The organism is Streptomyces sp. NPDC007945 (genome assembly GCF_042958885.1).
GTDB lineage: Bacteria > Actinomycetota > Actinomycetes > Streptomycetales > Streptomycetaceae > Streptomyces.
In genome coordinates, this window is record NZ_JBIBJV010000001.1 from 735,984 (window position 1) to 750,310 (window position 14,327).

A 14,327-nucleotide genomic window follows, 5' to 3' on the forward strand; every position below is an offset into this window, starting at 1 on the left:
TGAGTGTCATGAACGTACGCCGTCTGATACCCACCACCGCCGTCGCCGGAGCCGTCGCCCTGGGCCTCGTCACCCTCACCGCCTGCGGCGGGGACTCCTCGGCCGCCGACAAGGGGACGGACGGCAAGCTGGACGTCGTCGCGTCGTTCTACCCGGTGCAGTACCTCGCCGAGCAGATAGGCGGCGGCCACGTGGCCGTCCAGACCCTGACCAAGCCCGGCGTCGAGCCCCACGACCTGGAGCTCAAGCCCCGGCAGATCGGCGAGCTCTCCGACGCCGACGTCCTCCTCTACCTCAAGGGCGTCCAGCCCGCCGTCGACGAGGCCATCGCCCAGGCCGGCGTGAAGCACACGGTCGACGCCGCCACCCTCACCACCCTCGAAGCCCACGGCACCGGCGAGGGGCACGCGCACGAGGGCGAGGAGCACGCGGGCGAGGAGCACGGCGAGGCGTCCCACGAGGGGCACGACCACGGCTCCGAGGCCGGCGCCGACCCCCACGTCTGGCTCGACCCCGTGAAGTACGCCGAGGTCGCCAAGGGCGTCGGCGCCGCCTTCGCGAAGGCCGACCCCGACCACGCCGCCGACTACGAGAAGAACACCGCCGCCCTGGTGAAGAAGCTCGGCGACCTGGACACCGAGTTCGAGACGGGCCTGAAGAACACCGCGACCCGCACCTTCATCACCACCCACTCCGCCTTCGGCTACCTCGCCGAGCGCTACCACCTGGACCAGGAGGGCATCTCCGGCGTCGACCCCGAGTCGGAGCCGAGCCCCGCCCGCGTCAAGCAACTCCAGGACATCGCGAAGGAGGACAAGGTGACCACCGTCTTCTTCGAGACCCTCGCGAGCGACAAGACCGCGAAGACCCTGGCGCGGGACACCGGTCTGAAGACCGACGTCCTCGACCCGCTGGAGGGAATCACGGACCGGTCCGAGGGCGATGACTACATCGAGGTCATGCGCGCGAACCTCGCCGCGCTCAAGACCGCCCTCGGCGCCAAGTAGGAGGACCCCACCGTGCGCGACGACGACCCCGTCATCTCCGTCCGCGGCGCCACCGCGGCGCTCGGCGCCCGGCCCGTGCTGCGCGGCGTCGACCTCACCGTCCGCCGCGGCGAGGTCGTCGCCCTGCTCGGCGCCAACGGCTCCGGCAAATCCACCGCCGTCCGCGCGGTCATCGGCCAGGTACCGCTGACCGGCGGCTCCATCGAGCTGTTCGGCACCGAGCGGAAGCGGTTCCGCGACTGGGCCCGGGTCGGCTACGTCCCTCAGCGCACCACGGCCGCCGCCGGCGTCCCCGCCACCATCCGCGAGGTCGTCTCCTCCGGCCGGCTCTCCCGCCGGAAGTTCGGCTGGGCGACCAAGGCCGACAAGGCCGCCGTCCAGCGGGCCATCGACCTCGTCGGGCTCGCCGACCGCGCCGGGGACTCCGTCTCCGCGCTCTCCGGCGGCCAGCACCAGCGGGTCCTCATCGCCCGCGCGCTCGCCTCCGAACCCGAACTGCTGATCATGGACGAGCCGATGGCCGGCGTCGACCTCGCCAGCCAGGAGATCCTCGCCGAGACCCTGCGCGAGCAGGTCGCCGGCGGGACCTCGGTCCTCCTCGTCCTCCACGAACTCGGCCCGCTGGAGCCCCTCATCGACCGCGCGGTCGTCCTCCGCGACGGCTGCGTCGTCCACGACGGCCCGCCGCCCGAGGCCCTCGGGCAGCACGCCCTGCCCGGCCACGACCACGTCCACCCCCACGCGGCCGGAGAGCCGCTCCGCACGGGACTGCTGACCTGACCATGGACTTCCTCGAACCTGCCTTCATGCAGCGGGCGCTCCTCGCGGCCGTCCTCGTCGGCATCACCGCCCCCGCCGTCGGCATCTACCTCGTCCAGCGCCGCCAGGCGCTGATGGGCGACGGCATCGGCCACGTGGCCATGACCGGCGTCGGCCTCGGCTTCCTGCTCAACTCCAGCCCGGTCTGGATGGCGACCCTCGTCGCCGTCGCGGGCTCCGTCGCCATGGAGCTGATCCGGGCGTACGGCAAGACCCGCGGCGACCTCGCGCTCGCCCTGCTCTTCTACGGCGGCATGGCCGGCGGCGTGCTGCTGATCAACCTCTCGCCGACCGGCTCCAACGCCAACCTCACCTCGTACCTCTTCGGCTCGCTGTCCACCGTCTCGTCCGAGGACGTCACCGCCATCTCGGTCCTGGCCGCCTTCGTGGTCCTGGTCACCGTCGGACTGCGCCGGCAGCTCTTCGCCGTCAGCCAGGACGAGGAGTTCGCCCGGGTCACCGGACTGCCGGTGCGGCTGCTCAACCTGCTGATCGCGGTCACCGCCGCCGTCACCGTCACGGTCGCCATGCGGGTCGTCGGCCTGCTCCTGGTCAGCGCGCTGATGGTGGTCCCGGTCGCGGCCGCCCAGCAGCTGACGAAGTCCTTCCGGGCCACCTTCGTGATCGCCGTGGCGACGGGCGTCACCGTCACCCTGGCCGGCACCGTCACCACGTACTACGCCGACGTCCCGCCCGGCTCGACGATCGTCCTCTACGCGATCGGCGTGTTCGTCCTCCTCACCCTCCTCGCCGCCCCGCTCGCCCGCCGGCGGGCCCGGGCCGCCGCGGCGGCGGCCGTCGACGGCTGCGACACCACGGTCCCCGCGGGGCGCGAACCGACCGACGACGTCAGGGTCTGACCGGGCCCAGGGGGGACTGGCAGAATGGCGGGGGCAACGGATACATCAAGGAGGCCCCCGTGGCGACGGCAGGACCCCCCGTACGCGGCCGCTCGACCAGGCAGCGCGCTGCCGTGTCGGCCGCGCTGAGCGAGGTGGACGAGTTCCGCAGCGCCCAGGAGCTGCACGACATGCTCAAGCACCGCGGCGACTCCGTCGGCCTGACGACCGTCTACCGCACCCTCCAGTCCCTCGCGGACGCGGGCGAGGTGGACGCGCTGCGCACCAGCGACGGCGAGACCGTCTACCGCCGCTGCTCGTCCGACGACCATCACCACCACCTCGTCTGCCGCGCCTGCGGCAAGGCCGTCGAGGTCGAGGGCCCGATGGTGGAGCAGTGGGCCGAGACGGTCGCGGCGGAGCACGGCTTCGTGAACGTGGCGCACACCGTCGAGATCTTCGGCACCTGCGCGGAGTGCGCGGCGAAGTAGCCGGGAGCCGACAGGGAACGGGCCCGCACCGGACGATTCCGGTGCGGGCCCGTTCCGCTCTCCCGCCGGCCGCCTACGCCTTGTCGAGGACGGCGAGGTCCGCCGGGTCGACGCCGCCGAAGCGGCGGTCGCGCTGGGCGTACTCGACGCAGGCGCGCCACAGGTCGCGGCGGTCGAAGTCGGGCCACAGCACGTCCTGGAAGACCATCTCGGCGTACGCGCTCTGCCAGATCAGGTAGTTGGAGGTGCGCTGCTCGCCGCTGGGCCGCAGGAAGAGGTCGACGTCCGGCATGTCCGGGTAGTACAGGTACTTCTGGATCGTCTTCTCGGTGATCTTCGCCGGGTCGAGCCGGCCCGCCCTGACGTCCTCGGCGAGCGCCTGCGCCGCGTCCGTGAGCTCGGCGCGCCCGCCGTAGTTCATGCAGAAGTAGAGCGTGAGCTTCGTGTTGTCCTTGGTCTGCTCCTGGGCGACCTGGAGCTCCTTGGCGACCGACTTCCACAGCTTGGGCATGCGGCCCACCCAGCGGACCCGGATGCCGAGCTCGTCGAGCTGGTCGCGGGTCTTGCGGATGAAGTCGCGGTTGAAGTTCATCAGGAAGCGCACCTCCTCGGGGGAGCGCTTCCAGTTCTCGGTGGAGAAGGCGTAGAGCGAGATCGCGCCGACGCCCATCTCGATGGCGCCCTGGAGCACGTCGAGCACCTGCTCGGCGCCGACCTTGTGCCCCTCGGTGCGGGGCAGTCCGCGCTCCTTGGCCCAGCGGCCGTTGCCGTCCATGACGATCGCGACGTGCTGCGGCACGAGCTCGCTCTGCAGCTTCGGCGGGCGGGCGCCGGACGGGTGCGGCTCGGGGGTCCTGTACTCCCGACGCTGGCGCCCGAGGAGTCGTGCGATGGCCATGACGTGGTCTCTCCTAGCTTTTCTCTACGTACCGCAGGGAGCGCAGGCCGCGCTCCAGGTGCCAGTGCAGATAGGCGGACACGAGTCCGCTGCCCTCCCTGACGTGACGCGGCTCGCACGCGTCCGCCGTCGCCCAGTCGCCGGTGAGCAGGGCGCTGAGCAGGCCGATGGCCTCCGCCGAGGGTACGACGCTTCCGGGTACGCGGCAGTCGCCGCATATGACGCCGCCCGCGCCGACCGAGAAGAAGCGGTGCGGGCCGTCGAGGCCGCATTTCGCGCAGTCCGAGAAGCTGGGCGCGTAGCCGTTGACGGCGAGGGAGCGGAGGAGGAAGGCGTCGAGGATGAGGTGGGGGGCGTGCTCGCCGCGGGCGAGGGTCCGCAGTCCGCCGACGAGCAGGAGGTACTGCTGGACGGCCGGCTCTCCCTCGTGGTCGGTGAAGCGCTCCGCCGTCTCCAGCATGGCGGTGCCGGCGGTGTAGCGGGCGTAGTCGGTGACGATGCCGCCGCCGTACGCGGCGATGGTCTCGCTCTGGGTGCAGAGCGGCAGGCCGCGGCCGACGAGGTCGCTGCCCCGGGCGAAGAACTGCACGTCCACGTGGGAGAAGGGTTCGAGCCGTGCCCCGAACTTGGACTTGGTCCGCCGCACGCCGCGCGCGACGGCCCGCACCCGCCCGTGGCCGCGCGTGAGGATCGTGATGATGCGATCCGCCTCGCCCAGCTTCTGGGTGCGCAGCACGACGCCGTCGTCACGGAACAGACTCATGGGGCCCATTCTCCCGTACGGGGGCGGCGGCGCGGGCCGCCCGTCTCCGGGGGAGCCCGCCGCTTCAGGGGACCTCGCCGCGGCTGCGGGCGTTGGCGTGCGCGGTGGCGGCGCTGAGGCGCTCCGCGGAGGTGGCCTCGCGGACCTCCTCGGGGGCCACGTCCCACTCCCGCCCGCCGCCGAGCGGGCGGATCTGGACGTAGGGGCCCTCGTGGCCCATCACCCTCGCGACCCGTCCGGTGCGGATCTCGACGACGTACGCACCGATCTGCAGTGCCATGACCGGCCCTCCTCCTCGGCGGCCCCGGGCCGGCGGGGTGCGCCGGGCCGGGCCACCGTGCGGTGTCCCTTGCGAAGGAGCGGCCGAGGGGACGGCGGAGCGGCGGGGCCGGCTGCCGCCGGTCGGGCGGAGGGGATTCCCTCCGCGCCGCTCCGGCGCGATTCCGGCTCCGCGCGCCGCGCTCGCTCCGACTTCCCCCGTGGTCGTTCTCTTCTGGTGTCTTCCTTCACCAACGTATGCCTTTCTGAATCCATTTCCCGCTTCCCCACTCCCGGGGGACCCGTGCTCCGTAGAATCGTCGGACGCACCAGGGGAGTTCGGGACGTTCCCGCACGTCGACGGGGGCGGGATGTTCGAGCGGATGATTCGATTCGCGGCCGTCGGGTCGGTCGTGGAATCGCTGAAGTCCCGTAAATCCGGAGGATTGTCGAACTGCCGTCCCGGGGCGTCGGGGAATTGTTCCCGGCGCCTTCGGTTTTCGCTCCGGCGTGCGCCGGGGGCGCGCGAAGGGAGCGCGCGGGACGGCCCCGGTCGGGAAGCCTTCCGGGGACCCGGACGTGGTGCGGGGCGGGCCGGTGCCCCTACGATCGGCGCGGGAGCGTCGCCCTGCCGCCCGGAGGCGCCCCGGGTCCGACCGACGGCGGCGGAGGAACGCGGACGATGACGGCCACCCCTTCTCTGGTCCTGCACGGTGGCGAATCGGTTCTCCACTTCTCCGGCGGGCCGGTCACCCTGTGCCGGCCGGACAAGGAACACCACATACCGCTGGCGGCGATCTCCTTCGTCCACGCCGAGGGGCGGTCGCTGGCGGTCGTCCTGACGGCCTCGGGCGCGAACGAGCCGACGATCTACCGCGTCACCGGCGTCGACGAGGCCGCCGCGCTCGCCTTCGCGGAGGCCGTGACGGCCGCGCTCCCCGCCGACCCCGCCCCCGACGGCGCCGCGCTCGTCGTCACCCGCACGCCCGCCGCCCCGGAGTCCGCCGGGCCGGCCGGGGCCCGCGGCGGGCCCTGGAAGCCCGTCGCGGCCGCCGTGGTCGTGGCCGCGGCCGTGCTGCTGATCGCCCTGGCGGTGTTCGCCGCAAGGGGCTGACCCGGGCCCCTTCCCGGCTCTACGATCATGCTCATGCCGATACCCATCGCCTCCCTCCCGGTCCTCGTGGGCCGGGACGGGACCGCTCTGTCCGCCGAGAACGAAGGCCTGGTCCTCGACCTCCCGACGGAACAGATCGTCTTCACGGCCGACGGGCTCGGCCGGCTCCGCGCCGAGGGCCGGACGGTCCTGATCGAACTGCGGGCGAAGGCCGGGGCGACGCCGCGCGTCCACCGGATCGACGGCGTCGACCCGGACGAGGCGGTCCTCTTCGCCGACACGATCAACGAGCTGCTCGCCAAGCGGACGGACAACGACGACGTCGACGGCGCCCGCTTCGCCGCGATCCGCTCGCTGGCCCCGAGGTGGCGCCACAGGTTCGCCCGCCGGCTCCTCCGGGGCGTCCTCGCTCATCTGCTCGCGCTGATCGTGCTCGCGGTGGTCGCCGGATCCCTGGGCCACTGGGACGTCGTCATCGTGGAGATCCCGGTGGGCGGCATGAGCTGGCTGGCGCTCGGATTCGGCGCCTACGGGGTCGGGCACAGCCGGCGCGAGCGGTGGCTGGAGCGGCACGGGGTCGCGGTGACCGCCACCCGGGCCACCTCGCCGGGCGCGTACGTCTACCCCGACGGGACCGGCGACTACCGGATCTTCGTCCACGGCATGGCCGGCGCGGCCATCACCGTGTTCCACCCGCCGGAGGACCCGGCGGACGTGCTCGTGCCCTCGCCGCCGTTCACGCGGCTGGTGAACACGGTCGGCGGCGGCTTCCTGCTCGTCTGCGGAATCGCGGGCACGGTCGCGCTCGGGCTGCTGACCGTGTCCTCGTTCAGCACCCCAGGGTGACTTTGAGAAGTCATAAGTCTGCCTTATGAGGGCATAGACCAGGGTCGGGTACCGCTTCCCCCACGCGGTTAATTAGGGTGGCCTAAGTGCCGGCGGCTCCGCCGCACCCCGTATGCGAAGGGAACCAGTCATGCCCCGCCCCCTCCGGGTCGCGATCGTCGGCGCCGGCCCCGCCGGCATCTACGCCGCCGACGCGCTGCTGAAGTCCGACACCGCCACCGAGCCGGGCGTGTCCATCGACATCTTCGAGCGGATGCCGGCCCCCTTCGGCCTCATCCGCTACGGCGTCGCCCCCGACCACCCGCGGATCAAGGGCATCATCACCGCCCTCCACCAGGTCCTCGACAAGCCGCAGGTCCGCCTCTTCGGCAACGTGAACTACGGCACCGACGTCCACCTCGACGACCTGCGGTCCTTCTACGACGCGGTGGTCTTCTCCACCGGCGCCATGTTCGACCGCGAGCTGAGGATCCCCGGCGTCGAGCTGAACGGCTCGTTCGGCGCCGCCGACTTCGCCTCCTGGTACGACGGCCACCCGGACGTCCCGCGCACCTGGGACCTGTCCGCCGAGAAGGTCGCCGTCCTCGGCGTCGGCAACGTCGCCCTCGACGTCGCCCGCATCCTCGCCAAGACCGCCGAGGAGCTGCTGCCGACCGAGATCCCCGCCAACGTCCACGAGGGTCTGAAGGCCAACAAGGCCGTCGAGATCCACGTCTTCGGGCGCCGCGGCCCGGCGCAGGCCAAGTTCAGCCCCATGGAGCTGCGCGAGCTCGACCACTCGCCGAACATCGAGGTCATCGTCAACCCCGAGGACATCGACTACGACGAGGGCTCGATCGCCGAGCGCCGCAAGAACAAGCAGACCGACATGGTCGCCAAGACCCTGGAGAACTGGGCGATCCGCGACGTTGGCGACCGCCCCCACAAGCTCTTCCTGCACTTCTTCGAGTCCCCCGTCGAGATCCTCGGCGAGAACGGCCAGGTCGTCGGCCTGCGCACCGAGCGCACCGAACTCGACGGCACCGGGAACGTGAAGGGCACCGGCGTCACCACCGACTGGGACGTCCAGTCCGTGTACCGCGCCGTCGGCTACCTCTCCGACGAGCTGCCCAAGCTCCCCTGGGACACCGTCAGCGGCACCGTCCCGGACCAGGGCGGCCGGGTCATGGAGGGCGACGAGCACATGGCCTCCACCTACGTCACCGGCTGGATCCGCCGCGGCCCGGTCGGCCTCATCGGCCACACCAAGGGCGACGCCAACGAGACCGTCGCGAACCTCCTGGAGGACTTCGCCGCCGGCCGGCTCCTCACCCCGGCCAGCCCGGAGGCCGACGCGATCGTCGCCTTCCTGGAGGAGAAGGGCCTCACCTACACCACGTGGGAGGGCTGGTACGCGCTCGACGCCGCCGAGAAGGCACTGGGCGAGCCGCAGGGCCGCGAGCGCGTGAAGATCGTCGAGCGCGAGGACATGCTCCGCGCCAGCGGCGCCATCGACTGAGCCGACACGACACCGCGCGGGGAGGGGGCACCCACCGGGTGCCCCCTCCCCGCGTCCGGTCCGAGGCTGGACGGACCGGAAGGGATGAGGTCCGTGTCCCACCCCGTGGTCGCCCGGGCCCGGGGGCAGGCACGCCCGTCGCCCGCGAGGCTCGCCTCGCTGCGGCGGCCGAACGCCTCGGGCTCGCCGTCGCCCGGGACCGCTTCGAGGGGCTCGGAGCCGTGCCCGACGCCCGCCGCCCTGTGCCGCGCCCGCGCTCCGAGGCGGTGGATGCGGGAGCTCCCTGGGCTCCGGCGCCCCGGACGGCGTGTTCCGGCTCGACCGGAACGTCGGGCCGGGGCTCAGGAGACGGTGCGCGCGGTGGCGAGCAGCCGCAGGACGTCCTCGGGCGGCAGGCCGAGCGCCGTGCCGACGGTGCCCAGGACCTCCTGCTCGGCCGGGCTGTAGCCGCCGTCGGCCAGCGCGATCCCGGCCGCCTGGAGCAGCAGGGCCTCCCGGCCGGCCGGCTCCAGGTGCGGGGTGAGCGGGGCGACGGCCTCGTGGATCTCGATGGCGAGGAGGGCGCCCTCGGGGTTGATCTCGGGCATGAAGCGCCCGGTGTCCGCCTCCAGCGCCTCGACCAGGTCGACGAGCTGGACGGCCGTGCAGTCGGCGTACCCGGCGGAGCGGACGGCCCGCACGGCCCGGTCGAGGACCTCGCGGGAGCCGGTGCCGCCGGCCGCGAGGACGGCGAGGGCGACGGTGTGGACGGCGTCCCGCAGCATGGCCGAGAACCGGCCGGTGGTGGGCCGCTGCAGGACCTCGGTGCCGAAGCGGGTCCGGCACGCGGCGCACTCCACCACCGGCCCGGTACAGCCCCGGGGGACGAGCGGGACGCCGAGGACGGCGAACCGGCGGCGGCCGGTGCGCCGGCGGTAGTTGCGGTCGCCGCCGCACTCCTCGCAGAAGAACTCGCCGTCGCCGATGGTGTTCCAGGAGGTGCGGATCCCGCAGACGGTCAGCTTCCCACCACGTGTTTTCCTGGCAGAACGCACGCGCACCTCCTCAACGGCCCGGCTGCACTGCCGGTGCGTTGGCGTGATGTTAGCCACATCCTTGATGTGACGTCAGCACCTCGTCCGTACTTCGCACCGGAGATGGCCGAGACGTGACACCGGGGTTTCGGCCCGGCGGCGCCGCTTCGCGAAGGCCAGGCGGCCTTCACCGGGCGGAAGGGCGCCGACGGAGGCCCCGCCGGCGCCGGGGCCGATGGCCGAACCCGTCGTCGCGAGATCACCCTTCGGGGTGGTCGCGCCGGCGGGCGGGGCGGGGCGCGAAGACGGCGCACGGCGCCCCTCCCCCTCCGCGGGGGCGGGGCGCCGTGCGCCGGTGCGGGGTCAGCGCGCGGAGCGGTTGACCGCCGAGATGACCGCCTTCAGGGAGGCGCGGGTGGTGTTGGCGTCGATGCCGATGCCCCACAGCACCCGGCCGTCGATGGCGCACTCGATGTAGGAGGCGGCCTGCGCGGAGGCGCCCTCGCTCATGGTGTGCTCCTGGTAGTCCAGCAGGCGGGCGTCCACGCCGATCGACTGCAGGGCGTCGAAGAAGGCGGAGATCGGACCGTTGCCGGAGCCGGTCAGGACGGTGTCGACGCCGTCGACGACCGCCTCGACGCGCAGGGTGTCGGTGCCGTCCGTGTCCGAGGTGGACTGGCCGGAGCGCAGCTGGATGCGGCCCCAGGCGTTGTCCGGGTTGGGCAGGTACTCGTCCTGGAAGACGGACCAGATCTGCGCCGGGGTGACCTCGCCGCCCTCGGCGTCGGTCTTGGCCTGGATGATCCGGGAGAACTCGATCTGCATCCGGCGGGGCAGGTCCAGCTTGTGGTCGTTCTTCAGGACGTACGCGATGCCGCCCTTGCCGGACTGCGAGTTGACCCGGATGACGGCCTCGTAGGAGCGGCCGACGTCCTTCGGGTCGATGGGCAGGTACGGGACGGCCCACTCGATCTCGTCGACGGTCCTGCCCCGGGCGGCCGCGTCGGCCTCCATGGCGTCGAAGCCCTTCTTGATGGCGTCCTGGTGGGAGCCGGAGAAGGCGGTGTAGACCAGGTCGCCCGCGTAGGGGTGGCGCGGGTGGACCTCCATCTGGTTGCAGTACTCGCTGGTGCGGCGGATCTCGTCGATCTGCGAGAAGTCGATCTGCGGGTCGACGCCCTGGCTGAACAGGTTCATGCCCAGGGTGACCAGGTCGACGTTGCCGGTGCGCTCGCCCTGGCCGAACAGGCAGCCCTCGATGCGGTCGGCGCCGGCCATCAGGGCCAGTTCGGCCGCCGCCACGGCGGTGCCGCGGTCGTTGTGCGGGTGGACGGACAGGCAGATGTACTCGCGGCGGGTCAGGTTGCGGGACATCCACTCGAAGCGGTCCGCGTGCGTGGACGGCGTCGAACGCTCCACGGTGGCGGGCAGGTTGAGGATGATCTCGCGGCCGGGCCCGGGCTGCCACACGTCGCAGACGGCCTCGCAGACCTCCAGGGCGAAGTCCAGCTCGGTGTCGGTGAAGATCTCCGGGCTGTACTGGTAGCCGAAGGTGGTCTCCGGGCCCAGCAGCTTCTCGGCGTACTCCATCACCAGGCGGGTGCCGTCGACGGCGATCTGCTTGATGTCGTCCTTGGAGCCGCGGAAGACGACCCGGCGGAAGGTCGGCGCGGTGGCGTTGTACAGGTGGACGGTGGCGCGCTTGGCGCCGACCAGGGACTCCACGGTCCGCTCGATCAGGTCCTCGCGGGCCTGGGTCAGGACGGAGATGGTGACGTCGTCCGGGATCGCGCCCTCTTCGATGATGGAGCGGACGAAGGCGAAGTCGGTGTCGCCGGAGGACGGGAAGCCGACCTCGATCTCCTTGTAGCCCAGGCGTACCAGCAGGTCGAACATCTCGCGCTTGCGGGCCGGGGACATCGGGTCGATCAGGGCCTGGTTGCCGTCGCGCAGGTCGGTCGACAGCCAGCGGGGGGCCTTGGTGACGCGTCGCTCGGGCCAGGTGCGGTCGGGGATCTCGACGGCCTCGTAGCGGCCGTACTTGTGGATCGGCATCCCGGACGGCTTCTGCGTGTGCGTCGCGTTGGTGACCGGCGTCGGACGGCTGATGAAGGGCGACTGAGACATTGCGTAGGGCTCCTCGGGGGGTCCTTGGAAGGGACGGCCGACTGTCGAACGCAACACCGAAACCCGCGGGGAGGGGGTCGGCCTACGACTACAGGCCCTCGCCGCGGCAGCTAAGGAGAAGCAGCCCGAAACGCATGATGTGCGTCACCATAGCCCAGGCCGGGGGAAGGCGGACGTCCTGTTTCAGTATGCGGGACGGCCCTGTCGTCAAGCCCTGAAGGTGACCCATCACTCCATTTCACCAATCTCCGTCACTTCTCGTGACAGGTCCGTCGCGCAGTGCCACATTGCCGCTATGACCTCGTCCTTCTGCACGATCGTGCCGCCCCACCTCCTGGAGCACCTCGCGGCCTCGGCGAACCCCGCCGTCGCCGAGGCCGCCCGCCGCACCCTGATCACCGACGCCTCCGCCCGCGCGGCCCGGATCCGGTCCGGTGCGGCCGCCGGCGCCGCCGCACCGTCCGCGGAACCCACGGCCCCGCACCGGACCGTGTTCGACGCCCAGCGCCGCACCAGGCTGCCCGGGGTGAAGGTCCGCGACGAGGGCGACGAGGCGACGGCCGACGCCACCGTCAACCGCGCCTACGCGGGCCTCGGCGCCACCTTCGCGCTCTTCCGGGACGCCTTCGGGCGGGACTCCATGGACGGCGCCGGCCTCCCGCTGCTCGCGACCGTCCACTACGACGAGAAGTACGGCAACGCCTTCTGGAACGGCGAGCAGATGGTGTTCGGCGACGGCGACGGCGAGATCTTCCTCGACTTCACCCTTCCCGTGGACGTCATCGGCCACGAACTGGCGCACGGCTTCACCCAGTACACGGCGAACCTGGAGTACTTCAGCCAGTCCGGCGCGCTCAACGAGTCCGTCTCCGACGTCTTCGGCTCGCTGGTGAAGCAGTACGCGCTCGGCCAGACCGCCGACCAGGCCGACTGGCTGATCGGCGAGGGGCTCTTCCACCCGGACGTGGAGGGGAAGGCGCTGCGCTCCATGAAGGCGCCCGGAACCGCGTACGACGACGACGTCCTCGGCAAGGACCCGCAGCCGGCCCACATGGACGACTACGTCCGCACCGGCCAGGACAACGGCGGGGTGCACATCAACTCCGGCATCCCCAACCGCGCCTTCTACCTGGTGGCGACCGAACTCGGCGGCCACGCCTGGGACCGGGCCGGGCGGATCTGGTACGACGTGATGACCGGCGGCGCCCTCACCCCCGAGACCCGCTTCGCCGAGTTCGCGGCGGCCACGGTGGCGGCGGCCAAGGCGCGGTACGGCGACGCGGCGGAGATCCAGGCCGTGACGAAGGCGTGGGCGGCCGTGGGCGTCCCCACCGACTGAGCCGGGCTGGTAGACAGGGCCCATGCGGATTCGAGTGCGGCGCACCGGTGGTTTCGCGGGCATCGAGCGGTCGGCGGAGGTGGAGGTCACGGGCCCCGAGTGGGAGTCCCTGGCCTCCGCCGTCCTCACGGCGCCGGAGGACGGCGGGCGCGTCCCGGACGGCTTCGCCTACGAGATCACGATCGACGCCCGGACCATGAGGTGCGCCGACCCGCACCTCACGGACGCCCAGCGCGCCCTCGTGACGAGGGTCCTCGAAGAGGGCGCGTGAGCCGGGCGTAGGCATCACCGGCGGTGACGACGCCCGTGGTCAATACCCCCGGCGTCCGAACAGACGGCCCCAGAAGCCGGGGCGTCTCTCCTCGCGCGGCCGGGGCTCCCGCACCTCCAGGGACCAGTCGCCGTCCGCCTCCCGCACCTCCACGAGCAGCGGTCCCTCGGGCAGCCTCCCGGTGGCCCTCAGGGGCGGGCCGTAGGTGGTGCCCAGCGGGGCCGGGGACGGGGCGGGGGCGCCGGGACGACGCGGCCCGTGGCCCCGGACCCGGAGGCTCGCGTGCGGCTTCGACGGGCTCAGCCGGGAGACCAGCTCGCCGGCGGCGCCGGTGTGCAGCAGCACCTCGGTGCCCCGCCCGGTGGCGGCCTCGCCGAGCGGGCGCACCCCGGCGACGGGACGGATCACGATCACCCACTCGGCGCGGTCGTCGCAGTCGACGCGGAAGCGCAGCGGGTAGAGGTTGTCGCACCACATCACCCGCCGCTCGAACCGCCGGGACGTGTCCGAGTCCCCGAGGTCGACGGCCGGCCTGCCGTCCCAGTCGATGGAGTCGAGGTCGAAGTGGCCCCGGCCGGTGCGGGCGAACTCGACCAGGACGTACCCATGCGGGACCGTCTCCGCCATGGCGAACCTGGCGCCGCCCCGCCCCGCGTACACGAGGTCCTCGAAGGTGCCGCCGAGGCCGGCGACGGCCGCGGCCGCCTCCGCGGTGGGGGCGGTCGAGGGGGCGATCGGGTCCGCCCACCAGCCGCCGTCCGCCGGGTCGATCCGGTGCGGGGGCCGGGCGGTGCCCTCCCCCGCCGGGCCGGAACCGGCGGACGAGCCGACCCCGACGGACGAGCCTGCCCCGGTGGCCGGTGCGCCGTCCGCCGCGGAGCCCGTGCCCGGGCCCGGGGCCGTATGCCGGTCCGGGCCGGGGCCCGGCGACTTGCCGACGCCCTCGATCCGCCGTGCCCGCCCGGGATCCGGCGGGCCCTCCCCCTTGCTGATCTCCGTCACGGCGTCATGCTGGCACGCCGCCGCCGGGGAGTCGACGGTCCG

General features: G+C 72.6%; 15 protein-coding genes. 9 read left to right on the forward strand and 6 right to left on the reverse strand.

Annotation, left to right across the window (positions count from 1 at the left end; all coding sequences use genetic code 11):
* Positions 1 to 8: 8 nt before the first annotated feature.
* From ACFZCF_RS03430 to ACFZCF_RS03445, 4 genes are read left to right on the forward strand one after another with little or no spacing between them, the layout of a single operon-like run.
* A complete protein-coding gene (locus tag ACFZCF_RS03430) occupies positions 9 to 1,007 on the forward strand; it encodes a metal ABC transporter substrate-binding protein (protein WP_388440683.1) in 999 nt (332 codons plus the stop codon).
* A gap of 12 nt (positions 1,008 to 1,019) precedes the next feature.
* Positions 1,020 to 1,787 carry a metal ABC transporter ATP-binding protein gene (locus ACFZCF_RS03435; RefSeq protein WP_388440686.1) on the forward strand — a complete coding sequence of 256 codons (768 nt, stop codon included), beginning with the start codon at positions 1,020 to 1,022 and terminating at the stop codon, positions 1,785 to 1,787.
* A gap of 2 nt (positions 1,788 to 1,789) precedes the next feature.
* On the forward strand, positions 1,790 to 2,686 hold the full coding sequence (locus ACFZCF_RS03440; protein ID WP_391284319.1) for an iron chelate uptake ABC transporter family permease subunit: 897 nt from the start codon (positions 1,790 to 1,792) through the stop codon (positions 2,684 to 2,686).
* A 59-nt stretch (positions 2,687 to 2,745) separates the two neighbouring features.
* Positions 2,746 to 3,156, forward strand: coding sequence for a Fur family transcriptional regulator (locus tag ACFZCF_RS03445; protein WP_189946780.1), 411 nt, complete (start codon positions 2,746 to 2,748; stop codon positions 3,154 to 3,156).
* A 73-nt stretch (positions 3,157 to 3,229) separates the two neighbouring features.
* On the opposite strand, the gene ACFZCF_RS03450 is transcribed toward ACFZCF_RS03445, so the two are convergent.
* The 3 genes from ACFZCF_RS03450 to ACFZCF_RS03460 all read right to left on the reverse strand — a co-directional run bounded on the left by ACFZCF_RS03450 (position 3,230) and on the right by ACFZCF_RS03460 (position 5,097).
* On the reverse strand, positions 3,230 to 4,054 hold the full coding sequence (locus ACFZCF_RS03450) for an isoprenyl transferase (protein WP_391284321.1): 825 nt from the start codon (positions 4,052 to 4,054) through the stop codon (positions 3,230 to 3,232).
* 13 nt (positions 4,055 to 4,067) lie between these two features.
* Positions 4,068 to 4,817 carry a DNA repair protein RecO gene (gene recO, locus ACFZCF_RS03455; RefSeq protein ID WP_388440696.1) on the reverse strand — a complete coding sequence of 250 codons (750 nt, stop codon included), beginning with the start codon at positions 4,815 to 4,817 and terminating at the stop codon, positions 4,068 to 4,070.
* Positions 4,818 to 4,881: 64 nt separating this feature from the next.
* A complete protein-coding gene (locus ACFZCF_RS03460; protein ID WP_169084979.1) occupies positions 4,882 to 5,097 on the reverse strand; it encodes a hypothetical protein in 216 nt (71 codons plus the stop codon).
* Positions 5,098 to 5,757: 660 nt separating this feature from the next.
* On the opposite strand from ACFZCF_RS03460, the gene ACFZCF_RS03465 reads away from it, so the two are divergent.
* From ACFZCF_RS03465 to ACFZCF_RS03475, 3 genes are all read left to right on the forward strand, one after another.
* Positions 5,758 to 6,189, forward strand: a complete 432-nt coding sequence (locus tag ACFZCF_RS03465; RefSeq protein WP_391284324.1) for a hypothetical protein — start codon at positions 5,758 to 5,760, stop codon at positions 6,187 to 6,189.
* A gap of 33 nt (positions 6,190 to 6,222) precedes the next feature.
* On the forward strand, positions 6,223 to 7,035 hold the full coding sequence (locus ACFZCF_RS03470; protein WP_391284326.1) for a hypothetical protein: 813 nt from the start codon (positions 6,223 to 6,225) through the stop codon (positions 7,033 to 7,035).
* A gap of 130 nt (positions 7,036 to 7,165) precedes the next feature.
* Entirely contained in the window at positions 7,166 to 8,533 is a 1,368-nt protein-coding gene (locus tag ACFZCF_RS03475; protein ID WP_391284328.1) for an FAD-dependent oxidoreductase, read from the forward strand.
* Between the two features lie 341 nt (positions 8,534 to 8,874).
* On the opposite strand, the gene ACFZCF_RS03480 is transcribed toward ACFZCF_RS03475, so the two are convergent.
* On the reverse strand, positions 8,875 to 9,567 hold the full coding sequence (locus tag ACFZCF_RS03480) for a TerB family tellurite resistance protein (RefSeq protein ID WP_391284329.1): 693 nt from the start codon (positions 9,565 to 9,567) through the stop codon (positions 8,875 to 8,877).
* Positions 9,568 to 9,909: 342 nt separating this feature from the next.
* Complete coding sequence (gene leuA / locus ACFZCF_RS03485) at positions 9,910 to 11,673, reverse strand: 2-isopropylmalate synthase (protein WP_388440711.1); 1,764 nt, start codon at positions 11,671 to 11,673, stop codon at positions 9,910 to 9,912.
* A gap of 295 nt (positions 11,674 to 11,968) precedes the next feature.
* Between leuA and ACFZCF_RS03490 the strand changes: the two genes are divergently transcribed.
* Both ACFZCF_RS03490 and ACFZCF_RS03495 read left to right on the forward strand, forming a co-directional pair.
* Positions 11,969 to 13,012, forward strand: a complete 1,044-nt coding sequence (locus ACFZCF_RS03490; protein WP_391284331.1) for a M4 family metallopeptidase — start codon at positions 11,969 to 11,971, stop codon at positions 13,010 to 13,012.
* Positions 13,013 to 13,034: 22 nt separating this feature from the next.
* On the forward strand, positions 13,035 to 13,283 hold the full coding sequence (locus tag ACFZCF_RS03495) for a protealysin inhibitor emfourin (RefSeq protein WP_391284334.1): 249 nt from the start codon (positions 13,035 to 13,037) through the stop codon (positions 13,281 to 13,283).
* Between the two features lie 39 nt (positions 13,284 to 13,322).
* On the opposite strand, the gene ACFZCF_RS03500 is transcribed toward ACFZCF_RS03495, so the two are convergent.
* The gene (locus ACFZCF_RS03500) at positions 13,323 to 14,285 is read right to left on the reverse strand and encodes a hypothetical protein (RefSeq protein WP_391284336.1); all 963 of its coding nucleotides are present in this window, start codon (positions 14,283 to 14,285) and stop codon (positions 13,323 to 13,325) included.
* Between the last annotated feature and the right edge of the window lie 42 nt (positions 14,286 to 14,327).